Origin of the sequence: Kitasatospora sp. NPDC007106 (genome assembly GCF_040634455.1) — a bacterium.
Classification (GTDB): Bacteria; Actinomycetota; Actinomycetes; order Streptomycetales; family Streptomycetaceae; genus Kitasatospora; species Kitasatospora arboriphila.
Genome location: NZ_JBEYFP010000048.1, coordinates 1 through 22,680, shown reverse-complemented (window position 1 = coordinate 22,680; position 22,680 = coordinate 1). Strand labels below are relative to the sequence as shown.

General features: G+C 71.3%; 20 protein-coding genes and 1 pseudogene. 19 read left to right on the top strand and 2 right to left on the bottom strand.

Annotation, left to right across the window (positions count from 1 at the left end; all coding sequences use genetic code 11):
* Positions 1-430, bottom strand: a 430-nt coding sequence (locus ABZ641_RS07960) for a DUF2278 family protein (protein ID WP_359979997.1), incomplete at its 3' end; no start/stop codon positions are given.
* Between the two features lie 492 nt (positions 431-922).
* Here ABZ641_RS07960 and ABZ641_RS07955 point away from each other — a divergent pair.
* The 19 genes and pseudogenes from ABZ641_RS07955 (at position 923) to ABZ641_RS07865 (ending at position 22,505) form a co-directional block, all read left to right on the top strand.
* Positions 923-1,282 carry an NADH-quinone oxidoreductase subunit A gene (locus ABZ641_RS07955; RefSeq protein WP_014137597.1) on the top strand — a complete coding sequence of 120 codons (360 nt, stop codon included), beginning with the start codon at positions 923-925 and terminating at the stop codon, positions 1,280-1,282.
* Positions 1,283-1,342: 60 nt separating this feature from the next.
* The gene (locus ABZ641_RS07950; RefSeq protein WP_344626411.1) at positions 1,343-1,897 is read left to right on the top strand and encodes an NADH-quinone oxidoreductase subunit B family protein; all 555 of its coding nucleotides are present in this window, start codon (positions 1,343-1,345) and stop codon (positions 1,895-1,897) included.
* The gene (locus tag ABZ641_RS07945; protein WP_344626410.1) at positions 1,894-2,598 is read left to right on the top strand and encodes an NADH-quinone oxidoreductase subunit C; all 705 of its coding nucleotides are present in this window, start codon (positions 1,894-1,896) and stop codon (positions 2,596-2,598) included. Before ABZ641_RS07950 ends, ABZ641_RS07945 begins: the two co-directional genes overlap by 4 nt.
* Complete coding sequence (locus tag ABZ641_RS07940) at positions 2,598-3,929, top strand: NADH-quinone oxidoreductase subunit D (protein ID WP_344626409.1); 1,332 nt, start codon at positions 2,598-2,600, stop codon at positions 3,927-3,929. The genes ABZ641_RS07945 and ABZ641_RS07940 overlap by 1 nt, the downstream gene beginning before the upstream one ends.
* On the top strand, positions 3,926-4,666 hold the full coding sequence (gene nuoE, locus ABZ641_RS07935; protein ID WP_344626408.1) for an NADH-quinone oxidoreductase subunit NuoE: 741 nt from the start codon (positions 3,926-3,928) through the stop codon (positions 4,664-4,666). The genes ABZ641_RS07940 and nuoE overlap by 4 nt, the downstream gene beginning before the upstream one ends.
* Positions 4,666-6,024 (top strand): NADH-quinone oxidoreductase subunit NuoF, encoded by a 1,359-nt coding sequence (gene nuoF / locus ABZ641_RS07930; RefSeq protein WP_344626407.1) that lies wholly within the window; start codon positions 4,666-4,668, stop codon positions 6,022-6,024. The genes nuoE and nuoF overlap by 1 nt, the downstream gene beginning before the upstream one ends.
* A complete protein-coding gene (locus tag ABZ641_RS07925) occupies positions 6,021-8,483 on the top strand; it encodes an NADH-quinone oxidoreductase subunit G (RefSeq protein WP_359979992.1) in 2,463 nt (820 codons plus the stop codon). The genes nuoF and ABZ641_RS07925 overlap by 4 nt, the downstream gene beginning before the upstream one ends.
* Positions 8,483-9,829: an NADH-quinone oxidoreductase subunit NuoH gene (nuoH, locus tag ABZ641_RS07920; RefSeq protein WP_344626405.1), complete on the top strand. Its 1,347-nt coding sequence runs from the start codon at positions 8,483-8,485 to the stop codon at positions 9,827-9,829. The genes ABZ641_RS07925 and nuoH overlap by 1 nt, the downstream gene beginning before the upstream one ends.
* A gap of 6 nt (positions 9,830-9,835) precedes the next feature.
* Positions 9,836-10,438: an NADH-quinone oxidoreductase subunit NuoI gene (gene nuoI, locus ABZ641_RS07915; protein WP_344626404.1), complete on the top strand. Its 603-nt coding sequence runs from the start codon at positions 9,836-9,838 to the stop codon at positions 10,436-10,438.
* The gene (locus ABZ641_RS07910; RefSeq protein WP_344626403.1) at positions 10,435-11,289 is read left to right on the top strand and encodes an NADH-quinone oxidoreductase subunit J; all 855 of its coding nucleotides are present in this window, start codon (positions 10,435-10,437) and stop codon (positions 11,287-11,289) included. Before nuoI ends, ABZ641_RS07910 begins: the two co-directional genes overlap by 4 nt.
* Positions 11,286-11,585, top strand: coding sequence for an NADH-quinone oxidoreductase subunit NuoK (gene nuoK, locus ABZ641_RS07905; protein WP_030268988.1), 300 nt, complete (start codon positions 11,286-11,288; stop codon positions 11,583-11,585). Before ABZ641_RS07910 ends, nuoK begins: the two co-directional genes overlap by 4 nt.
* A gap of 14 nt (positions 11,586-11,599) precedes the next feature.
* On the top strand, positions 11,600-13,498 hold the full coding sequence (gene nuoL / locus ABZ641_RS07900) for an NADH-quinone oxidoreductase subunit L (protein WP_344626402.1): 1,899 nt from the start codon (positions 11,600-11,602) through the stop codon (positions 13,496-13,498).
* Positions 13,499-13,544: 46 nt separating this feature from the next.
* Positions 13,545-15,161 (top strand): NADH-quinone oxidoreductase subunit M, encoded by a 1,617-nt coding sequence (locus ABZ641_RS07895; protein ID WP_359979987.1) that lies wholly within the window; start codon positions 13,545-13,547, stop codon positions 15,159-15,161.
* Positions 15,158-16,795, top strand: a complete 1,638-nt coding sequence (gene nuoN, locus ABZ641_RS07890) for an NADH-quinone oxidoreductase subunit NuoN (RefSeq protein ID WP_344626400.1) — start codon at positions 15,158-15,160, stop codon at positions 16,793-16,795. Before ABZ641_RS07895 ends, nuoN begins: the two co-directional genes overlap by 4 nt.
* A gap of 267 nt (positions 16,796-17,062) precedes the next feature.
* Positions 17,063-18,076, top strand: coding sequence for a polyprenyl synthetase family protein (locus ABZ641_RS07885; RefSeq protein WP_344626399.1), 1,014 nt, complete (start codon positions 17,063-17,065; stop codon positions 18,074-18,076).
* Positions 18,077-18,139: 63 nt separating this feature from the next.
* On the top strand, positions 18,140-18,802 hold the full coding sequence (locus tag ABZ641_RS07880) for a response regulator transcription factor (RefSeq protein ID WP_344626398.1): 663 nt from the start codon (positions 18,140-18,142) through the stop codon (positions 18,800-18,802).
* A 174-nt stretch (positions 18,803-18,976) separates the two neighbouring features.
* The gene (locus tag ABZ641_RS07875; protein WP_359979984.1) at positions 18,977-20,947 is read left to right on the top strand and encodes a 2-oxoacid:acceptor oxidoreductase subunit alpha; all 1,971 of its coding nucleotides are present in this window, start codon (positions 18,977-18,979) and stop codon (positions 20,945-20,947) included.
* Positions 20,944-21,903, top strand: a pseudogene (locus tag ABZ641_RS07870) (2-oxoacid:ferredoxin oxidoreductase subunit beta); the annotation flags it as partial. The gene ABZ641_RS07875 and the pseudogene ABZ641_RS07870, both read left to right, overlap by 4 nt.
* 221 nt (positions 21,904-22,124) lie before the next feature.
* Positions 22,125-22,505, top strand: coding sequence for a hypothetical protein (locus ABZ641_RS07865; RefSeq protein WP_359979982.1), 381 nt, complete (start codon positions 22,125-22,127; stop codon positions 22,503-22,505).
* A gap of 33 nt (positions 22,506-22,538) precedes the next feature.
* Here ABZ641_RS07865 and ABZ641_RS07860 read toward each other — a convergent pair whose 3' ends face one another.
* Complete coding sequence (locus ABZ641_RS07860; protein WP_359980000.1) at positions 22,539-22,622, bottom strand: SHOCT domain-containing protein; 84 nt, start codon at positions 22,620-22,622, stop codon at positions 22,539-22,541.
* Between the last annotated feature and the right edge of the window lie 58 nt (positions 22,623-22,680).

Here is a 22,680-nt window from a genome sequence, read left to right as displayed (position 1 = left end):
TCCGCCCGGGCAGCGGTCCGGCGAGCCGGTCGAGGAGGTCGGGGCCGAAGGCGGCGGCCCCGGGGGCGGGGCGGGCGACGAGCCGTCGCAGCCGGCGGGCGAGTGCGGCGGGGGCGGCGAGCCAGGCGGCGTCCTGCAGCCGCGGGCTGCGCACGTAGTCGAGGGCGCCGGAGGCCGGGGTGGAGGCGAGCGGGTGGAAGCCGTCGGGCAGGGCGCGGACGGCCGCGACGTCGGCGGTGGTGAGGCCGTCCACGACCCGGTAGGCGACCCCGTTGTCGTCCGGCGAGTCCACGTCGAGGGCCGCGTGGTACGGGCCTTCGGGCGTCGTCAGGGTGAGGTGGCCGTGGTACCAGTGGCCGAAGTCGTGCGAGGGGTCGCGGGTGAAGTCGTGGAAGGTGCCGGCGGCCACGCCGTACCGGGGGAGGGGCATGGACCAAGGGTGGCGGGCGGCGGGGCGGGCGGCCAGCCGCTGAACGGGTGCGCGGCGGGCATTCGTGAGCTTGTGAAAGAAAGGTCAATCGACCGCACCGCCCCCGCACCCGGGCGGGTGAGGTGCCTATATCACGCCCGACGGAGTGCTCAGAAATTTGCTCCGGCGGCAGCATGATTGATATAGGCGCAAGCCTCTGACCAGTCGCTTCAGAAGTGAATGCGACTGTTTGTGACCATTTGCCTTCATTGCGTGGATAGGTCGTGGCTTCGGTCGGTTGGTGGTCGTTTGCGAGGTGGCGCAGATCACAAAGATCGTTCAGAACCGCGTGTCGCAGATCACAAGCCGACGGGCATAGGATGCGCTCGATCCGGGCTTTGTGAACTGCCTCACATGGGATTGATCTCATGGTTCGGATCACCGGATCACCCCAGCGTGACCCGGCAGTTCCTATCTGCAGTCAAGGACGACTGGACGGAGGGAGCGGGGGCTATGAATGCCTACGCGCCGATCCTCGTACTCGGTGCCATCGCGGCGGCGTTCGCGGTCGGCTCCGTCGTGATGGCCTCGCTGACCGGCCCGAAGCGCTACAACCGGGCCAAGTTGGAGGCGTACGAGTGCGGTATCGAGCCGACCCCGCAGCCGGTGGGCGGCGGGCGGTTCCCGATCAAGTACTACCTGACGGCGATGCTCTTCATCGTCTTCGACATCGAGATCGTCTTCCTCTACCCGTGGGCGGTCAGCTTCGACGCCCTCGGGATCTTCGGGCTGGTCGAGATGCTCCTGTTCATCGCCACCGTCTTCGTCGCGTACGCCTACGTCTGGCGCCGCGGCGGTCTGGAGTGGGACTGACCGCTGACTTTGTGAACGGGCGGACAAGCCACCGGACTCGAAGGCATTGAGAGGGATCTGATGGGTATCGAGGAGAAGCTGCCGAGCGGCTTCCTGCTCACCAGCGTGGAGACCGCCGCAGGGTGGGTGCGGAAGGCGTCGCTCTTCCCCGCCACCTTCGGCCTGGCCTGCTGCGCGATCGAGATGATGACGACCGGCGCCGGCCGCTACGACCTGGCCCGGTTCGGCATGGAGGTGTTCCGCGGCTCCCCGCGGCAGGCCGACCTGATGATCGTGGCCGGCCGGGTCAGCCAGAAGATGGCCCCGGTGCTGCGCCAGGTCTACGACCAGATGGCCAACCCGAAGTGGGTCATCTCGATGGGCGTGTGCGCCTCCTCCGGCGGCATGTTCAACAACTACGCGATCGTCCAGGGCGTGGACCACATCGTCCCGGTCGACATCTACCTGCCGGGCTGCCCGCCCCGCCCGGAGATGCTGATGGACGCGATCCTCAAGCTGCACGAGAAGATCCAGCACGAGAAGCTCGGCGTGAACCGCCGCCGCGCCGAGGAGCAGGCCGAGCAGGCCGCGCTGCAGGCCACCCCGGTCAGCGAGATGCGGGGGCTGCTGCGATGACCGAGCAGAACGGCGTGCCCGCCACCCGCAAGGAGATCCCCGTCGAGGTGATCGGCAAGCGCCAGGGCATGTTCGGCGCCCAGGACACCGGCGACACCTCCGGCTTCGGCGGCCTCACCCGCCCCGTCGTGCTGCCGCCCGCGAGCACCCGCCCCTACGGCGGCTGGTTCGACGAGGTCGCCGACGAGTTCGAGGGCGCCCTGGAGGAGCAGGGCCTCGACGTGGCCGAGGTGCTCGAGAAGACCGTCGTCGACCGCGGCGAACTCACCTTCCACGTCGCCCGCGAGCACCTGCTGAAGACCGCCCGCACCCTGCGCGACGACCCGGCGCTCCGCTTCGAGCTCTGCCTCGGCGTGAGCGGCGTCCACTACCCGGCCGACAAGGGCCGCGAGCTGCACGCCGTCTACCACCTGCGGTCGATCACCCACACCCGGCTGATCCGGCTGGAGGTCACCGCACCGGACACCGACCCGCACATCCCGTCCGTCGTCAGCGTCTACCCGACCAACGACTGGCACGAGCGCGAGACCTACGACTTCTTCGGCCTGGTCTTCGACGGCCACCCCGCCCTCACCCGGATCATGATGCCGGACGACTGGCTGGGCCACCCGCAGCGCAAGGACTACCCGCTCGGCGGCATCCCCGTCGAGTACAAGGGCGCCCAGATCCCGGCGCCCGACCAGCGGAGGTCGTACAGCTGATGACCACTCACCACTACGAAGAGGCCGGCGCCCGCGAGACCACCGAAGGGCGCGTCTTCACCGTCACCGGCGGCGACTGGGGCGAGGTCGTCGAGGCCGTCGCCCGCGCCGACGACGAGCGGATCATCGTCAACATGGGCCCCCAGCACCCGTCCACCCACGGCGTGCTGCGGCTGATCCTGGAGATCGACGGCGAGACGGTGACGGAGGCCCGCTGCGGCATCGGCTACCTCCACACCGGCATCGAGAAGAACATGGAGTTCAGGACCTGGGTCCAGGGCACCACCTTCGTGACCCGCATGGACTACCTGACGCCGCTGTTCAACGAGACCGCCTACTGCCTGGCCGTCGAGAAGCTGCTCGGCATCACCGACGACGTCCCCGACCGCGCCAACGTAATCCGTGTCCTCATGATGGAGCTCAACCGCATCTCCTCGCACCTCGTGGCGCTCGCCACCGGCGGCATGGAGATCGGCTCCACCACGCTGATGATCTACGGCTTCCGCGACCGCGAACTCATCCTGGACGTCTTCGAGCTGGTCACCGGCCTGCGGATGAACCACGCCTACATCCGCCCCGGCGGCCTCGCTCAGGACCTCCCGCCCGGCGCCGTCGACAAGATCCGCGAGGCGGTCGCGCTGTTCCGCTCCCGGATGCACGAGTACGACAAACTCGCCACCACCAACCCGGTGTTCAAGGCCCGCCTGGTCGACGTCGGCCACCTCGACCTGGCTGGCTGCCTCGCCCTCGGCGCCACCGGCCCGATCCTGCGCGCCACCGGCCTGCCGCACGACCTGCGCAAGACCGACCCCTACTGCGGCTACGAGGACTACGACTTCGAGGTCGCCACCGCCGACACCGCGGACTCCTACGGCCGGTTCCTGATCCGGCTGGAGGAGATGAAGCAGTCCCTGCGGATCGTCGAGCAGTGCCTCGACCGGCTGAAGCCCGGCCCGGTCATGGTCGGCGACAAGAAGATCGCCTGGCCCGCCCAGCTCGCCGTCGGCCCCGACGGCATGGGCAACTCCCTCGACCACATCCGGAAGATCATGGGCACCTCGATGGAGGCCCTGATCCACCACTTCAAGCTGGTCACCGAGGGCTTCCGGGTGCCCGTCGGCCAGGCCTACGCGGCCGTCGAGTCGGCCAAGGGCGAACTCGGGGTGCACGTGGTCAGCGACGGAGGCACCCGGCCCTACCGGGTCCACTTCCGCGACCCCTCGTTCACCAACCTGCAGACGATGGCGGCGATGTGCGAGGGCGGCCAGGTCGCCGACGTCATCGTCGCGGTGGCCGGGATCGACCCGGTGATGGGAGGCGTGGACCGGTGACCAACGTCGAACTCGGACTGCCGGCACTGCCGGCCAAGCCGTACCCGCAGGACGTCCACGAGCGGCTCGCCGCCGACGCCCGCGAACTGATCGGCCGCTACCCGGTCGCCCGCTCCGCGCTACTGCCGCTGCTCCACCTCGTCCAGGCCGAGGAGGGCTGCGTCACCCCGACGGGCATCCGCTTCTGCGCCGAACAGCTCGACCTCACCACCGCGGAGGTCACCGCGGTCGCCACCTTCTACACCATGTACCGCCGCCGGCCGGCCGGCGAGCACCACGTCGGCGTCTGCACCAACACCCTGTGCGCCGTCCTCGGCGGCGACCAGATCTTCGACGAGCTCAAGCAGCACCTCGGCATCGAGAACAACCAGACCACCGACGACGGCAAGATCTCCATCGAGCACATCGAGTGCAACGCCGCCTGCGACTACGCCCCCGTGGTGATGGTCAACTGGGAGTTCTTCGACAACCAGACCCCCGAGAGCACCAAGCAGCTCGTCGACGACCTGCGCGCCGGCCGGGAGGTCCACCCCACCCGCGGCGCCAAGCTCTGCTCCTTCAAGGAGACCGCCCGCATCCTCGCCGGCTTCCCCGACGAGCGCCCCGGCGCCGTCGACGAGTCCGGCGCCGGCGGCACCCCCTCCCTCGCGGGCCTCAAGCTCGCCAAGGGCGAGGCCCTGCCCGGCACCCCGGGCACCAAGGTGGTCGCCCCCCGCCACGAAGGGACCGAAGCGTGATGACCTCCGCCGAACCGGCCGAGAAGCTCCTGACGCCGGTCCTCTCCGCCAGCTGGGACGACGACCGCCCGTGGACGCTGGAGACCTACCTCCGCCACGACGGCTACACCGGCCTGCGCAACGCCCTCGCCATGCCGCCCGACGACGTCATCGCCCTCGTCAAGGACGCCGGACTGCGCGGCCGCGGCGGCGCCGGCTTCCCCACCGGCATGAAGTGGCAGTTCATCCCGCAGAACGACGGCAAGCCGCACTACCTCGTCGTCAACGCGGACGAGTCCGAGCCGGGCACCTGCAAGGACATCCCGCTGCTCTTCGCCAACCCGCACTCGCTGATCGAGGGCATGGTGATCGCCTCCTACGCGATCCGCTGCAGCCACGCCTTCGTCTACCTGCGCGGCGAGGTCGTCCCGGTGCTGCGCCGGCTGCAGGCCGCCGTCGCCGAGGCCTACGAGGCCGGCTACCTCGGCAAGGACGTCCTCGGCTCCGGCATCGACCTCGACATCACCGTGCACGCCGGCGCCGGCGCCTACATCTGCGGCGAGGAGACCGCCCTCCTCGACTCCCTGGAGGGCCGCCGCGGCCAGCCCCGGCTCCGTCCGCCGTTCCCCGCGATCGCCGGCCTCTACGCCTGCCCGACCGTGGTGAACAACGTCGAGTCGATCGCCTCCGTGCCGCCGATCCTCAGCCGCGGCAAGGAGTGGTTCAAGGGCCTCGGCACCGAGAAGTCCCCCGGCTTCACCCTCTACTCGCTGTCCGGGCACGTCACCAACCCCGGCCAGTACGAGGCACCGCTCGGCATCACGCTGCGCCAGCTGCTGGAGATCAGCGGCGGCATCCGGGCCGGCCACCGCCTCAAGTTCTGGACCCCGGGGGGCTCCTCCACCCCGATGTTCACCGACCAGCACCTCGACGTCCCGCTCGACTACGAGGGCGTCGGCGCCGCCGGCTCCATGCTCGGCACCAAGGCCCTCCAGGTCTTCGACGAGACCACCTGCGTGGTGCGCGCCGTCACCCGCTGGACGGAGTTCTACGCCCACGAGTCCTGCGGCAAGTGCACCCCCTGCCGCGAGGGCACCTACTGGCTCGTCCAGCTGCTCAAGCGGATCGAGGCCGGCCAGGGCGAGAGCGGCGACCTGGAGAAGCTCCTCGACATCGCCGACAACATCAACGGCAAGTCCTTCTGCGCCCTCGGCGACGGCGCCGCCAGCCCGATCGTCTCCTCGCTCCAGTACTTCCGCGAGGAGTACGAGCAGCACCTCACCGAGCGGCGCTGCCCGCTCGACCCCGCCGCCTCCACCGTCTGGGCAGGCCGGCACCACGCCCACGAGTCCGCCACCGAGAGGGAGGTGCACGCGTGACCACTGCAACGACCGGCGACTCCGCCGCGGGTTCGTCCACGGCCACCGACCTCGTCACGCTCACCATCGACGGCGTCGAGGTCCAGGTGCCCAAGGGCACCCTGGTCATCCGCGCCGCCGAGCAGATCGGCACCCAGATCCCGCGCTTCTGCGACCACCCGCTGCTCGACCCGGCCGGCGCCTGCCGCCAGTGCATCGTCGAGATCGAGGGCCAGCGCAAGCCGGTCGCCTCCTGCACCATCCCCGTCGCCGAGGGCATGGTCGTCCGCACCCAGCTCAGCTCGCCGGTCGCCGAGAAGGCGCAACGCGGCGTGATGGAGCTGCTGCTCATCAACCACCCGCTGGACTGCCCGGTCTGCGACAAGGGCGGCGAGTGCCCGCTGCAGAACCAGGCGATGTCCACCGGCGACACCGACACCCGCTTCGACGGCGTCAAGCGGACGTACCCCAAGCCCGTCCCGATCTCCACCCAGGTCCTGCTCGACCGCGAACGCTGCGTGCTCTGCGCCCGCTGCACCCGCTTCTCCCAGCAGATCGCCGGAGACCCCTTCATCGACCTCGTCGAACGCGGCGCCCTCCAGCAGGTCGGCACCGGCGAGGGCGACGACTTCCGCTCCTACTTCTCCGGCAACACCATCCAGATCTGCCCGGTCGGCGCCCTCACCTCCGCCGCCTACCGCTTCCGCTCCCGCCCCTTCGACCTGGTCTCCTCACCGAGCGTCTGCGAGCACTGCTCGTCCGGCTGCTCACTGCGCACCGACCACCGCCGCGGCAAGGTCATGCGCCGACTCGCCGGCGAGGAACCGCAGGTCAACGAGGAGTGGAGCTGCGACAAGGGCCGCTTCGCCTTCCGCTACGCGCAGCAGCGCGACCGGATCGCCACCCCGCTGGTCCGCGGCGAGGACGGCGAACTCGCCCCCGCCTCCTGGCCCGAGGCGCTCGCCCGGGCCGCCGAAGGACTGCGCGGCGCCCGCACCGGCGTGCTCGCCGGCGGCCGCGCCACCGTCGAGGACGCCTACGCCTACGCCAAGTTCGCCCGCCTGGTGCTCGGCACCAACGACGTGGACTTCCGGGCCCGCCCGCACAGCAGCGAGGAGGCGGACTTCCTGGCCGCCGCCGTCGCCGGCCGCGGCACCGACCTGGACGGCACCGGCCCCACCTACCAGCAGCTGGAGGACGCCCCGGCCGTCCTGCTCGCGGGCCTGGAGCCCGAGGAGGAGTCGCCGATCGTCTTCCTGCGGCTGCGCAAGGCCGTCCGCGACAAGGGCCAGCGCGTCTACGCGATCGCCTCGCACGCCACCCGCGGCCTCGGCAAGCTGCGCGGCGCGCTGCTGCCCGCCGCCCCCGGCACCGAGGCCGAGTGGCTGGCCGCCCTCGCCGGCGACGAGGTGCTCGCCGACGACGCCGGCCGGGCCGCCGACGCGCTGCGCTCGCCCGGCTCGGTGATCCTGGTCGGCGAGCGGCTCGCCACCACCGCCGGCGGCCTCACCGCCGCCCTGCGGCTCGCCCACGCCACCGGCGCCTCGCTCGCCTGGGTGCCGCGCCGGGCCGGTGAGCGCGGCGCCGTCGAGGCAGGCGCGCTGCCCGGCCTGCTGCCCGGCGGCCGCCCGGTCACCGTGCTCGCCGCCCGCGCCGAGGCCGCCGCCGCCTGGGGCGTGCCCGACCTGCCGTCCCGGCTCGGCCGCGACACCGACCAGATCCTCGCCGCCACCGCGGCCGGCGACCTGGACGCGCTGCTGGTCGGCGGCGTCGGCGTCGAGGACCTCGCCGACCCGGCACTCGCCGAGGAGGCGCTCGCCCGGGCCGCGTTCGTGGTCTCGCTGGAGCTGCGGCCCTCCGCCGTCACCGCGCACGCCGACGTGGTGCTGCCGGTCGCCGCGGTCGCCGAGAAGGCCGGCACCTTCCTCGACTGGGAGGGCAGGGTCCGGCTGTTCGAGCCCGCGCTCAAGGCCGACCAGCTGATGCAGCGCCACCTGCACCCGGACGTGCGGGTGCTGCACATGCTGGCCGACGCGCTCGGCCGGCCGCTCGGCCTGCCGGACGTCACCGCGGCCCGCCGCGAGCTCGACGGCTTCACCCCGTGGACGGGCGACCGCCCGGCCGCCCCCTCCGCGCACCCGGCGCCGCTGCCCCGCCCGGCCACCGGCCAGGCCGTGCTGGCGGGCCACCGGTTGCTGCTCGACAACGGCACCCTCCAGGAGGGCGACGAGCACCTCGCCGGCACCCGGCACCCGGCCGTCGCCCGGCTCTCCGCGGCCACCGCCGCCGAGATCGGCGCCGCCGCCGCGCTGCGGGTCACCGGCCCGGCCGGCTCGGTCGTCCTGCCGCTGGAGGTCACCGAGGACATGCCCGACCGCACCGTCTGGCTGCCCCTCAACTCCACCCCCGGCGGCGCGCACCGCGCCCTGGGCACCACCGTCGGCCACCTGGTCACCATCGCACCGGCACAGGAGGCGTGATGCGAACCCTCGCTGCCCCCCAGATGCTCGCCGCCTACGACACGCTCGTCTTCTTCGGCCGCGACCCCTGGTGGCTGGTGCTGCTCAAGGCGGTCTTCGTCTTCGCCTTCCTGGTCGGCACCGTGCTGATCGCGATCGTGTGGGAGCGCAAGGTCGTCGCCTGGATGCAGCTGCGGATCGGCCCCAACCGGCACGGCCCCTGGGGCATGCTGCAGTCGCTCGCCGACGGCGTGAAGCTGGCCCTCAAGGAGGACCTGGTCGTCACCGGGGCCGACAAGGTGGTCTACATCCTGGCCCCGATCGTCAGCGCGATCCCGGCGTTCATGGCCTTCGCGGTGATCCCCTTCGGGCCGGCCGACGACCAGGTGTCGATCTTCGGCACCCGCACCCCGCTGCAGCTCACCGACCTGCCGATCGCCCTGCTCTACATCCTGGCGACCGCCTCCGTGGGCATCTACGGCATCGTGCTGGCCGGCTGGTCCTCCGGCTCGACCTACCCGCTGCTCGGCGGCATCCGCTCCTCCGCCCAGATGATCAGCTACGAGATCGCGATGGGCCTGTCCTTCGCCGCGGTCTTCATCTACTCGGGCTCGATGTCGACCTCGGAGATCGTCGCCTCCCAGCAGCCGACCTGGTTCGCGGTGCTGCTGCCGGTGTCGTTCATCGTCTACATCATCGCGATGGTCGGCGAGACCAACCGGGCGCCGTTCGACCTCCCGGAGGCCGAGGGCGAGCTGGTCGGCGGCTTCAACACCGAGTACTCCTCGCTGAAGTTCGCGATGTTCATGCTCGCCGAGTACGTCAACATGGTGACGGTCTCGGCCGTCGCCTCGACGCTCTTCCTCGGCGGCTGGCGCGCCCCGTGGCCGATCTCGACCTTCTGGGAGGGCGCCAACCACGGCTGGTGGCCGATGCTCTGGATCATCGTGAAGATCCAGCTGCTGCTCTTCTTCTTCATCTGGCTCCGCGGCACGCTGCCCCGGCTCCGCTACGACCAGTTCATGAAGCTGGGCTGGAAGGTCCTCATCCCGGTCTCGCTGGTCTGGCTGGTGATGGTGGCCAGCGTCCGGGCGCTGCGCAACGAGGGCTACGACTTCGCCAACGTGGTGCTGTACGTCGGCGCCCCGATCGCCGCCGTCCTGCTGCTGGCCCTGGTCTGGGACCTGATGCGGAAGAAGCCCGCCGCGGCCGAGCCCGCCCCGCCCGCCGCGTTCGACCCGATGGCCGGCGGCTACCCGGTGCCTCCGCTGCCCGGCCAGGAACTGCCGCCCGTCCCGCGCCGGCGCAGCCGCGCCCCGCAACTCCAGGACGCCCTCAACGGGGCCGACCACACCGAAGGGAGCTGAGCCGACGTGTCATCGGACGACACCTCAGGGCACGACGCGACAGCCAGGCCGTCGATCCTCGGCCCGGCCGCCGGCTTCGGCGTGACCTTCAAGGCCATGTTCAAGAAGCGGCTCACCGAGCAGTACCCGGAGCAGAAGAAGCCCACCGCCCCGCGCTTCCACGGCCGCCACCAGCTGAACCGGCACCCCGACGGCCTGGAGAAGTGCGTCGGCTGCGAGCTGTGCGCCTGGGCCTGCCCGGCCGACGCCATCTACGTCGAGGGCGCCGACAACCGGGACGACGAGCGCTACTCGCCCGGCGAGCGGTACGGCGCGGTCTACCAGATCAACTACGCCCGCTGCATCCTCTGCGGGCTGTGCATCGAGGCCTGCCCGACCCGCGCGCTCACCATGACCAACGAGTACGAGCTCGCCGACTCCACCCGGGCCGACCTGATCTTCACCAAGGAGCAGCTGCTCGTCGGCCTCACCGAGGGCATGGTCGACAGCCCGCACGCCATCTACCCCGGGGCCGACGAACAGGCCTACTACCGGGGCGAGATCACCCAGGCCGCGCCCGGCACCGTGCAGCAGGAGCGGCACCAGGACGAGAAGGAGGTGCAGCCATGACCTCCACCGGAGAGGCCGTCCAGTTCTGGGTCCTCGCGGTGATCGCCGTCGGCGGTGCGCTCGGCATGCTGCTGATGAAGAAGGCGGTGCACAGCGCGCTCTGCCTGGCGGCGACGATGCTGGCGCTCGCGGTCTGCTACATGGCCCAGGGCGCGGTGTTCCTGGGCGTGGTGCAGATCGTCGTCTACACCGGCGCGATCATGATGCTCTTCCTGTTCGTGGTCATGCTGGTCGGCGTCACCAGCGCGGACTCGCTGAAGGAGCAGCTCAAGGGCCAGCGGTTCGCCGCGGTGCTCTGCGGGCTCGGCTTCGGCGTGCTGCTGATCGCCGGCCTCGCCAACGCGAAGCTGCACAGCTTCACCGGCCTCGCCGAGGCCAACGCCGAGGGCAACGTACAGGGCCTGGCCCGCCTGATCTTCACCAAGTACGTGTGGGCCTTCGAGGTCACCGGCGCCCTGCTGATCACCGCGGCGATCGGCGCGATGGTGCTGACCCACCGCGAGTACGTGCAGAAGCCGAAGACCCAGCGCGAGCTGGCCGCCCAGCGGGTCAGGGACAACCTGCAGGTGCCGCCGATGCCCGCGCCCGGCGTCTACGCCCGGCACAACGCCGTGGACGTCCCCGGCCTGCTGCCGGACGGCACCGTCGCCGAGGACTCGGTGATGGGCACCCTGCGCGAGCGCGGCCAGATCCGCGACGTCAGCCAGGAGATGCTGCAGCGGATGGCGGAGCTGGAGGAGTCCACCGCCGACTGGCTGGGCCGCCCGTCCTCCGCCCGCCCGGCGACGCCCGAGCAGCGCGCCGCGCTGGAGACGGTGCCGACGAAGGAGAAGAAGGAGGACGAGGCGTGAACCCGGTCAACTACCTCTACCTCTCAGCCCTGTTGTTCACCATCGGCGCGTCCGGTGTGCTGATCCGGCGGAACGCGATCGTGCTGTTCATGTGCGTCGAGCTGATGCTCAACGCCTCGAACCTGGCGCTGGTCACCTTCTCCCGGATGCACGGCAACCTGGACGGCCAGATCATCGCCTTCTTCACCATGGTGGTCGCGGCGGCGGAGGTCGTGGTCGGCCTCGCCATCATCGTGAGCATCTTCCGGACCAGGCACACCGCCTCGGTCGACGACAGCAACCTGATGAAGCTGTAGGCGGAGGGCCCACGGTGAACTCACTCATTCCGCTGCTGGTCGCGGTCCCGCTGGCCGGCGCCGCCCTGCTGCTGCTCGGCGGGCGCGCGCTCGACCGGTTCGGCCACTGGCTCGGCACCCTCGCGGCGGCCGCGTCCTTCGTGATCGGCCTGGTCCTCTTCGCCGAGATGCTCGGCCGGCCCACCGACCAGCGCCCCGTCCGCGAATTCCTCTACAGCTGGATCCCGGTGAACGGCTTCCAGGCCGACGTCGCCTTCCAGCTCGACCAGTTGTCCATGACCTTCGTCCTGCTGATCACCGGCGTCGGCACGCTGATCCACGTGTACTCGACGGGCTACATGGCGCACGACGAGCGCCGCCGCCGGTTCTTCGGCTACCTCAACCTGTTCCTGGCCGCCATGCTGCTGCTGGTGCTGGCCGACAACTACCTGCTGCTGTACGTCGGCTGGGAGGGCGTGGGCCTCGCCTCGTACCTGCTGATCGGCTTCTGGCAGCACAAGCCGAGCGCGGCGACGGCCGCCAAGAAGGCGTTCATCGTCAACCGGGTCGGCGACATGGGCCTGTCGATCGCGATCATGCTGATGTTCGTCGAGTTCGGCTCCTTCGCCTTCGGCCCGGTCTTCGGGGCCGCCGACGGCGCGAGCGAGGGCAAGCTCACCGCGATCGCGCTGATGCTGCTGCTCGCCGCGTGCGGCAAGTCCGCCCAGGTGCCGCTGCAGTCCTGGCTCGGCGACGCCATGGAGGGCCCGACCCCGGTCTCCGCACTGATCCACGCGGCGACCATGGTGACCGCCGGCGTCTACCTGATCGTGCGCTCGGCGGACATCTTCAACCTGGCGCCCGACGCCCAGCTCGTGGTGACGGTCGTCGGCGCGGTCACCCTGCTCTTCGGTGCGATCGTCGGTTGCGCCAAGGACGACATCAAGAAGGCGCTGGCCGGCTCGACGATGTCGCAGATCGGCTACATGGTGCTGGCCGCGGGCCTCGGCCCGATCGGCTACGTCTTCGCGATCATGCACCTGGTCACCCACGGCTTCTTCAAGGCCGGGCTCTTCCTCGGCGCCGGATCGGTCATGCACGGCATGAACGACGAGGTGAACATGCGCCACTACGGCGGCTTGCGGAAGTACATGCCGATCACCTTCGCCACCTTCGGCCTCGGCTACCTGGCGATCATCGGCTTCCCCGGTCTGTCCGGCTTCTTCTCCAAGGACAAGATCATCGAGGCGGCGTTCTCCAAGGGCGGCACGGAGGGCTGGATCCTCGGCCTGTGCGCCCTGGTCGGCGCGGCCGTCACCGCGTTCTACATGACCCGCGTGATGATGATGACCTTCTTCGGCGAGAAGCGCTGGCAGGCCGACCCGGAGACCGGCGAAGAGCCGCACCCGCACGAGTCGCCCAAGGTCATGACGCTGCCGATGGTGGTCCTCGCGGTCGGCTCGGTCTTCGCCGGTGCGCTGTTCACCTACGGCGACGCCTTCCTGAAGTGGCTGGAGCCGGTCACCGGTTTCGAGGAGGGCCACCCGCCGATCCCGGCGGCCGCCGTCACCGCGCTCACCACCGTCTGCATGCTGGCCGGCGTCGGCCTGGCCTACGCGATGTACGGCCGCAGCCGGATCCCGGTCACCCCGCCGGTGGGCTCCGCGCTCACCCGGGCCGCCCGCCGCGACCTGCTCCAGGACGACTTCAACCACGCCGTCCTGGTCCGTCCCGGCTCGGCGCTCGCCGCGACCCTGGTCTGGTTCGACAGCCGCGGCCTGGACGGCTTCGTCAACGGCCTCGCCGCCGCCATCGGCGGCGTCTCCAGCCGGCTGCGGCGGGTGCAGACGGGCTACGTCCGCACGTACGCGCTCTCCATGTTCGGCGGCACGCTCGTGCTGGTCGCCACCACCCTGCTCATGAGGTCGGTCTGATGGAAGGTCACACCATGACTGCTGAGGCTCTGCGGGGAGGCCGGCCATGAGCTACCTGCTGACCGCGACCTGTGCCGTGCCCGCCGCGGGCGCGGTGGTCACCGCCGCGCTGCCGGCGGGCAACAGCGAGGCCCGCCGGCGCACCACCAAGGCCGTGGCCCTGGCCGTCTCGGCGGCCACCCTCGCGCTGACCGCCGTCGTCGCCGCCCGGTTCGAACCGGGCGGCCCCCGCTACCAGCTGACCGAGTCCCACAGCTGGATCCGCTCCTTCGGCATCTCCTTCTCGCTCGGCGTGGACGGCATCGGCGCCGTCCTCGTCCTGCTCACCGCCGTCCTGGTGCCGCTGGTGATGCTCGCCTCCTGGCACGACGCGGACCCTGCCCCCGCCCCCGAGGGCAGCTTCGAGGCCAAGCGCCGCACCCAGGGCTTCTTCGCCCTGATCCTGGCCGTCGAGGCGATGGTGCTGGTGTCCTTCCTGGCCACCGACGTCTTCGTCTTCTACGTCTTCTTCGAAGCCATGCTGATCCCGATGTACTTCCTGATCGGCGGCTTCGGCGACCGGGCGGGCGGGCCCGACGCCGGGAGGCAGCGCTCCTACGCCGCGGTGAAGTTCCTGCTGTACAACCTGCTCGGCGGCCTGGTCATGCTGGCCGCGGTGATCGGGCTGTACGTCGTCGCCGCCGACCAGGACCTCGCCACCTTCGACCTGCCGACGCTCACCAACGCGATCGCCGACGGCAAGCTGGCGATCGACCCGACCGCGGAGAAGGCGCTCTTCCTCGGCTTCTTCTTCGCCTTCGCGGTGAAGGCGCCGCTCTGGCCGCTGCACACCTGGCTGCCGAACGCGATGGGCGAGTCCACCGCCGGAACGGCCGTCCTGATCACCGCGGTCGTCGACAAGGTCGGCACCTTCGCGATGCTGCGGTACTGCCTCGGCCTCTTCCCCGACGCCTCCAAGACCTTCGCCCCGGCGATCCTGGTGCTCTCGCTGATCGGCATCGTCTACGGCGCCCTGGTGGCCATCGGCCAGAAGGACATCAAGCGGCTGGTGGCCTACGCCTCCATCTCGCACTTCGGCTTCATCATCATGGGCATCTTCGCGCTGACCAGCCAGGGCCAGACCGGCGCCACCCTCTACATGGTCAACCACGGCATCTCCACCGCCGCGTGGATGCTCGTCGCCGGCTTCCTGATCTCCCGCCGCGGCTCGCGCCTGATCGCCGACTACGGCGGCGTGCAGAAGGTCGCCCCGGTGCTCGCCGGCACCTTCCTGATCGGCGGACTCGCCACCCTGTCGCTGCCCGGCATGGCGCCGTTCGTCAGCGAGTTCCTGGTGCTGGTCGGCACGTTCAGCCGGTACCCGGCCATCGGCATCGCCGCCACCTTCGGCATCGTGCTGGCCGCGCTGTACGCCCTGCTGCTGTACCAGCGCACCATGACCGGCCCGGTGAAGCCCCGGATGGAGGGCATGCCGGACCTCAAGGTCCGCGAACTCGCCGTCGTGGCACCGCTGGTGGCGCTCACCCTGCTGCTCGGCGTGTACCCCAAGCCGCTCACCGACATGGTGAACCCGGCCGTGGACGCCACGCTCTCCCAGGTCCACCAGACCGACCCGGCACCGGCCCACCCGGTCGCCGCCACCACCGGAGGTGAGCACGAATGAGCCCCACCCTGTGGCTCGCCGCCGCAGGCGGCAACAGCGCGAGCATCCCCGCCCCGCACATCGAGTACGGCCAGCTCTCCCCGATGCTGATCGTCTTCGCCGCCGCGGTCGTGGGCATCCTCGCCGAGGCCTTCGTGCCGCGCCGGGCCCGCTACGGCGTCCAGATCGGCGTCTCGCTGCTCGGCCTCGTCGGCGCCTTCGCCGCGGTGGTCGTGCTGGCCGCCCAGGGCCACGCGACCACGCAGGCCGGCCTGCTCGCGATGGGCTCCGTCGCGATCGACGGCCCGGCGCTCTTCCTGCAGGGCGTCATCCTGCTGACCGCGGTGATGGCCGTCCTCACCTACGCCGAGCGCCGGCTGGAACCGCGCCTCAACGGGCACGGCGTCGACTCCTTCACCGCCCAGGGCGCCGCCGTCCCCGGCGGCGACCAGGAGCGCGAGGCCACCCGGGCCGGCTTCACCACCACCGAGGTCTTCCCGCTCACCCTCTTCGCCGTCGGCGGCATGCTGCTCTTCCCCGCCGCCAACGACCTGCTGACCATGTTCGTGGCGCTGGAGGTGCTCTCCCTCCCGCTCTACCTGCTGTGCGGCCTCGCCCGGCGGCGCCGGCTGCTCTCCCAGGAGGCGGCGCTCAAGTACTTCCTGCTCGGCGCGTTCGCCTCGGCGTTCTTCCTCTTCGGCACCGCCCTGCTGTACGGCTACGCGGGCAGCGTCCAGCTCGGCGACATCGCCGACGTGGTCTCCGGGGTCGCCCCGGTCACCCCGGCGCTCGCCGTCACCACCCAGAACGACGCGCTGCTGCTGATCGGCCTGGCCATGCTCTCCGTCGGCCTGCTGTTCAAGGTCGGCGCCGTGCCGTTCCACGCCTGGACCCCGGACGTCTACCAGGGCGCCCCGACCCCGGTCACCGGCTTCATGGCCGCGGCCACCAAGACCGCCGCCTTCGGTGCGTTCCTGCGCCTCTTCTACGTGGCCTTCCCCGGCCTGAAGTGGGACTGGCGGCCGGTCATGTGGGGCGTCGCCATCCTCACCATGGTGGCGGGCGCGATCCTGGCGGTCACCCAGCAGGACGTGAAGCGGCTGCTCGCCTACTCCTCGATCGCCCACGCCGGCTTCATCCTCACCGGCGTGATCGCCACCAACCGGCAGGGCCTGAGCGCCGTCCTCTTCTACCTGCTCGCCTACTCCTTCGTGACGCTCGGCGCCTTCGCGGTGGTCACCCTGGTGCGGGACTCCAAGGGCGAGGCCACCCACCTGTCCAGCTGGGCCGGCCTCGGCCGGCGCTCCCCGCTGGTCGCGGCGGTCTTCGCACTGTTCCTGCTGGCCTTCGCCGGCATCCCGCTGACCAGCGGCTTCACCGGCAAGTTCGCGGTCTTCCAGGCCGCGGCGGCCGGCGGCGCCACCCCGCTGGTGATCGTCGGCGTGCTCAGCTCGGCCGTCGCGGCGTTCTTCTACATCCGCGTCATCGTGCTGATGTTCTTCTCCGACCCACAGCCCCACGGCCCCTCGGTGGCCGTGCCCAGCCCGCTCACCGCCACCGCCATCGGCTTCGGCGTGCTGGTCACCCTCGGCCTCGGCCTGCTGCCGCAGTACTTCCTCGACCTGGCGTCGAAGGCCTCGCTCTTCGTCCGCTAGGCCACCCGGCCGCTCCGCCCGGCAACGACGCCCGGCCCCCGCCGCTCGGCGGGGGCCGGGCGTGTCCGTGCCCGCCCGCGTCCGTCCGGGCGCCCGAACGGTCTTCCGGACGGCCCTCCCGAGCACCCCGACGCGCTGCTTGGGGACATGCCCGTGCTGTGATCCACTCGTGACCGGATACGCTGCCTAGTGCGTGCAGCAGTACGCGCAGAGGCGGCGACCAGGGGGACCAGGCCGCTGGAACGACCAGGGACAGGAGTGGTCTTCGTGACCGTCGTGGGGCCCTTCGGGCTGAGCGTGCAGGACCGCGATCTGACCCGTGACGTCCAGACCGGGATGGACGCGGTCGAGACCGCGCTCGCCGAGGCGGTGAAGAGCGAGGTTCCGTTCATCACCGTCACCGCCAGCCACCTCATCGAGGCCGGCGGCAAGCGCTTCCGCCCGCTGCTGGTCATGCTCGCCGCCCAGTTCGGCGACCCGTACGCGCCCGGCGTGGTGCCGGCCGCGGTCGTCGTCGAGCTCACCCACCTCGCCACGCTCTACCACGACGACGTCATGGACGAGGCCCCCGTCCGCCGCGGCGCCCCCAGCGCCAACTCCCGCTGGGACAACTCGGTCGCCATCCTCACCGGCGACTTCCTCTTCTCCCGCGCCTCCCAGGTCCTCGCCGACCTCGGCCCGGAGGCCGTCCGGATCCAGGCCGACGCCTTCGAGCGCCTCGTCACCGGCCAGATCCTGGAGACCGCCGGCCCCCGCCCGGCCGACGACCCGCTGCAGCACTACCTGGACGTCATCGCCGGCAAGACCGGCTCGCTGGTCGCCGTCTCCTGCCGCTTCGGCGCCCTGATGTCCGGCGCCGAGCCGTGGATGGTCGACATCCTCACCCAGTACGGCGAGCGCATGGGCACCGCCTTCCAGCTCGCCGACGACGTGCTCGACATCGCCAGCGACAGCCACGAGTCCGGCAAGACCCCGGGCACCGACCTGCGCGAGGGCGTCCCCACCCTGCCGGTGCTGCTGCTGAAGCAGACCCCGGTGGGCGAGGACGACCCCGCCGACCTGCGGCTGCGCGAGCTCCTGGACCGCGACCTCGCCGAGGACGACGAGCTGCACGGCGAGGCACTGCGCCTGCTGCGCCGCCACCCCGCCCTGGAGCGCGCCCGCCGGGAGACCCTGCGGTACGCCGAGGAGGCCCGCGCGCTGCTCGACCCGCTGCCGGAGTGCCCGGCCAAGGCGGCCCTGCAGGGGCTCTGCGACGCGGTGGCGATCCGTACCATGTGAGTTTCGGGTGGGACCGGGCCGGTCACGGGGGCGGCCCGCCGTGTCGAAGGGGGCTCGTCACCAATGCTGCGCGTCGTGATCGCCGAGGACTCCGTCCTGCTGCGGGAGGGCCTCACCAGGCTGCTCACCGACCGGGGGCTGGAGGTGGTCGCCGGTGTCGGCGACGGTGAGGCGCTGCTGAAGACCGTCCACGACCTCGCACAGGCCGACGCGCTGCCGGACGTGGTCGTGGCCGACGTCCGGATGCCCCCCACCCACACCGACGAGGGCGTGCGCGCCTGCGTCACCCTGCGCGGGCTCCACCCCGGGCTCGGTGTGCTGGTGCTGTCGCAGTACGTGGAGGAGCAGTACGCCGGCGAGCTGCTGGCCGGCTCCACCCGCGGCGTGGGCTACCTGCTGAAGGACCGGGTCGCCGACGTCCGCGAGTTCGTGGACGCGGTCGTCCGGGTGGCCGGCGGCGGCACCGCGCTCGACCCGGAGGTCGTCCAGCAGCTGCTCATCCGCAGCCGACGCGGGGACGTCCTGGAGGGCCTCACGCCGCGCGAGCGGGAGGTGCTCGGGCTGATGGCCGAGGGCCGCACCAACGCGGCGATCGCCCGGAAGCTGGTGGTCTCGGACGGCGCCGTGGAGAAGCACGTCAGCAACATCTTCCTCAAGCTCGGCCTCGGCCAGAGCCCCGAGGACCACCGCCGGGTGCTCGCGGTGCTCACCTACCTGAACTCCTGACCGCACCCGTCCGCTCCCGGTTGCCCGTCGATCGAAGATGGCGCATCGAGCGACTTCACGTGCCCGAGTTCCGGTCCGGTGATCCCCGTCCGCCTTAGGATGCGAGTGGTGCACCAGGCGGACGGGGCACACGGCTCACGCCCGCGGCTGGCGCCCACGAGGAGGTCCGCGGCAGTGACCAGTCAGGTCGATCAGTCAGAGGCAGTGGACGGCTCGGACGGGGGCGAGGGCCGGGCCGGCTCGGCGCCTCCTTCGGCCAGGCAGGGGCGTCCCGTCAAGCCCACCCAGCGGCTCGACCGGGTGATCATCCGGTTCGCCGGGGACTCCGGCGACGGCATGCAGCTCACCGGGGACCGCTTCACCTCGGAGACGGCGTCCTTCGGCAACGACCTCTCCACCCTGCCGAACTTCCCGGCCGAGATCCGGGCACCCGCCGGCACCCTGCCGGGCGTCTCCAGCTTCCAACTGCACTTCGCCGACCACGACATCCTGACCCCCGGCGACGCCCCCAACGTGCTGGTGGCGATGAACCCGGCCGCGCTGAAGGCCAACCTGCCCGACCTGCCGCACGGCGCCGAGATCATCGTCAACACCGACGAGTTCACCAAGCGCGCCCTGGCGAAGGTCGGCTACGCCGCCGACCCGCTCGCCGACGGCTCGCTGGACGCCTTCCGGCTGCACAAGGTGCCGCTGACCACCCTGACGCTGGAGGCGCTCAAGGAGAGCGGCCTGGCCCGCAAGGACGCCGAACGCGCCAAGAACATGTTCGCGCTCGGCCTGCTCTCCTGGATGTACCACCGCCCGACCAACGGCACCGAGACCTTCCTGCGGCAGAAGTTCGCCAAGAAGCCGGACATCGCCGAGGCCAACATCCTGGCCTTCCGCGCCGGCTGGAACTTCGGCGAGACCACCGAGGACTTCGCGGTCTCCTACGAGATCGCCCCGGCCGCACTGCCCTCGGGCACCTACCGCAACATCTCCGGCAACCTGGCGCTCTCCTACGGCCTGATCGCGGCCTCGACACGCTCGGGCCTGCCGCTGTTCCTCGGGTCCTACCCGATCACGCCGGCCTCGGACATCCTGCACGAGCTGTCCAAGCACAAGAACTTCGGCGTGCGGACCTTCCAGGCCGAGGACGAGATCGCCGGCATCGGCGCCGCCCTCGGCGCGGCCTTCGGCGGCGCGCTCGGCGTCACCACCACCTCCGGCCCCGGCGTCGCCCTCAAGTCGGAGACCATCGGCCTGGCCGTCTCCCTCGAACTGCCGCTGCTGGTCGTGGACATCCAGCGCGGCGGCCCGTCCACCGGCCTGCCCACCAAGACCGAGCAGGCCGACCTGCTGCAGGCGATGTTCGGCCGCAACGGCGAGGCACCCGTGCCCGTCGTCGCGCCCGCCACCCCCGCCGAGTGCTTCGCCGCCGCCCTGGAGGCGGCCCGGATCGCGCTGACCTACCGCACCCCGGTCTTCCTGCTCTCCGACGGCTACCTCGCCAACGGCTCCGAACCCTGGCGCATCCCCGCCGTCGACGAACTGCCCGACCTCGCCGTCGACTTCGCCACCGAGCCGAACCACGAACTGCCCGACGGCAGCCGCGCCTTCTGGCCCTACAAGCGCGACCCGCGCACCCTGGCCCGCCCCTGGGCGGTGCCCGGCACCCCCGGCCTGGAGCACCGGATCGGCGGCATCGAGAAGCAGGACGGCACCGGCAACATCTCCTACGACCCGGCCAACCACGACTTCATGGTCCGCACCCGGCAGGCCAAGGTCGACGGCATCGAGGTCCCTCCGCTGGACGTCGACGACCCGCACGGCGACGCCCGCGTCCTCGTCCTCGGCTGGGGCTCCACCTACGGGCCGATCACCGCCGCCGTGCGCCGGGTCCGCGCCGACGGCGGCCGCATCGCCCAGGCCCACCTGCGCCACCTCAACCCCTTCCCGGCCAACCTGGGCCAGGTGCTGCGCGGCTACGACAAGGTCATCGTCCCCGAGATGAACCTCGGCCAGCTCGCCCTGCTGCTGCGCGCCAAGTACCTCGTGGACGCCCAGTCCTACAACCAGGTCCGCGGACTTCCTTTCAAGGCCGCCCAGTTGGCCGATGTGCTGCACGCGGCGATCGGCACCCTCGACGCGGAGGACCAGCGATGACCGAATTCCGATCGCTCTCCCTGGTGCCCAAGGCCGACGGCCCGCAGAGCGCCAAGGACTTCAAGACCGACCAGGAAGTCCGCTGGTGCCCCGGCTGCGGCGACTACGCGATCCTCGCCGCCGTCCAGTCCTTCATGCCCGAACTCGGCATCCGCCGCGAGAACACCGTCTTCGTCTCCGGCATCGGCTGCTCCTCACGCTTCCCGTACTACATGAACACCTACGGGATGCACTCCATCCACGGCAGAGCGCCGGCGATCGCCACCGGCCTCGCCACCTCCCGGCGCGACCTCAGCGTCTGGGTGGTCACCGGCGACGGCGACGCGCTCTCCATCGGCGGCAACCACCTGATCCACGCCCTGCGGCGCAACGTCAACCTGAAGATCCTGCTGTTCAACAACCGGATCTACGGCCTCACCAAGGGCCAGTACTCGCCCACCAGCGAGGTCGGGAAGATCACCAAGTCCACGCCGATGGGCTCCCTGGACGCGCCGTTCAACCCGCTCTCGCTGGCGATCGGCGCCGAGGCCACCTTCGTCGCCCGCACCATCGACTCCGACCGCCAGCACCTGCAGTCCGTGCTGCGCGCCGCCGCCGAGCACCAGGGCACCGCCCTGGTGGAGATCTACCAGAACTGCAACATCTTCAACGACGGCGCCTTCGAGGTCCTCAAGGAGCCCGGCACCCGCGACGAGGCGCTGATCCGCCTCGAACACGGCCGGCCGATCCGCTTCGGCACCGACCAGGGCGTCTTCCGCGGCCCCGACGGCGAACTCGCCGTCCGCACCGTCACCCCGGAGAACGAGGCCGAGGTGCTCGTCCACGACGCGCACACCCCCGGCCCCGCCACCGCCTTCGCCCTCACCCGGCTCGCCGACGCCGACACCCTGCACCACACCCCGATCGGGGTGCTGCGCTCCGTCGAGCGGCCGGTCTACGACGACCTGATGGCCGAACCGGCAGCAACGGCTCGCCCGCCGCCGGCACGCCGTCCGCCGCCGCTTCGGCCTCCCCGGGCACGCCGTCCGCAGCCCCGAGCACCCAGCCCTCGAACACCCCCGCCCCGGGGAACCCGGCCCCCGGCACCCCGGAGCCCGGCGGCAAGGACGGCGCCGTCCCGGCCGGCTATCGGACCGTCCACGACGCCTCCGGCTTCTCGATCGTGCTGCCCGACTGGATGGCCGACAAGGGCCAGGACTACGACGAGACCAGCCGCCAGTTCCAGGGCAACGGGCTGAAGCTGATGGTCGACTGGAAGGTCGGCGCGGGCGACAGCGCCCTCGCCGACTGGCAGGAGAGCGAGCGCGGCCAGACCTTCCGCAACTACCGGCGCATCCAGCTGAAGGCCGTCACCTACCGGGACTGGACCAACGCCGCCGACTGGGAGTGGACCTTCGGCAGCGGCACCACCTACCACTCGCTCAACCGCGGCTTCGTCACCGGCGGCGGCAAGTACGGCTATGCCCTCTACTGGACGAGCACCGACGCGGACTGGAACTCGGCGGCGAACACGGCGGCCCGCAGCATCGGCTTCGCCACCTTCCAGCCCGCGCCCTGACGCGCCCCGCCCTGACGCGCCCCGCCCGGGCCGTCAGCCGATCAGCCGCTGCTTGGTCCGGGCGAACTCCTCGTCGGTGAGGGCGCCCGCGCCGTGCAGCGCCGCCAGCCGCTCCAACTGGTCCAGCAGGTCCGCCGGGGGCGGCGCCGCGGCGGGCGCGGCCGCCCCGGCCTCC

What these genes read in the sequence shown, in the direction of transcription:
- nuoH (WP_344626405.1), top strand. Translation starts at nt 8,483, where the DNA reads ATGCGAACCCTCGCTGCCCCCCAGATGCTCGCCGCCTACGACACGCTC.
- ABZ641_RS07880 (WP_344626398.1), top strand. Translation starts at nt 18,140, where the DNA reads ATGCTGCGCGTCGTGATCGCCGAGGACTCCGTCCTGCTGCGGGAGGGC.
- ABZ641_RS07950 (WP_344626411.1), top strand. Translation starts at nt 1,343, where the DNA reads ATGGGTATCGAGGAGAAGCTGCCGAGCGGCTTCCTGCTCACCAGCGTG.
- ABZ641_RS07865 (WP_359979982.1), top strand. Translation starts at nt 22,125, where the DNA reads ATGGCCGACAAGGGCCAGGACTACGACGAGACCAGCCGCCAGTTCCAG.
- nuoF (WP_344626407.1), top strand. Translation starts at nt 4,666, where the DNA reads ATGACCTCCGCCGAACCGGCCGAGAAGCTCCTGACGCCGGTCCTCTCC.
- ABZ641_RS07910 (WP_344626403.1), top strand. Translation starts at nt 10,435, where the DNA reads ATGACCTCCACCGGAGAGGCCGTCCAGTTCTGGGTCCTCGCGGTGATC.
- ABZ641_RS07945 (WP_344626410.1), top strand. Translation starts at nt 1,894, where the DNA reads ATGACCGAGCAGAACGGCGTGCCCGCCACCCGCAAGGAGATCCCCGTC.
- ABZ641_RS07940 (WP_344626409.1), top strand. Translation starts at nt 2,598, where the DNA reads ATGACCACTCACCACTACGAAGAGGCCGGCGCCCGCGAGACCACCGAA.
- ABZ641_RS07895 (WP_359979987.1), top strand. Translation starts at nt 13,545, where the DNA reads ATGAGCTACCTGCTGACCGCGACCTGTGCCGTGCCCGCCGCGGGCGCG.
- ABZ641_RS07955 (WP_014137597.1), top strand. Translation starts at nt 923, where the DNA reads ATGAATGCCTACGCGCCGATCCTCGTACTCGGTGCCATCGCGGCGGCG.
- nuoN (WP_344626400.1), top strand. Translation starts at nt 15,158, where the DNA reads ATGAGCCCCACCCTGTGGCTCGCCGCCGCAGGCGGCAACAGCGCGAGC.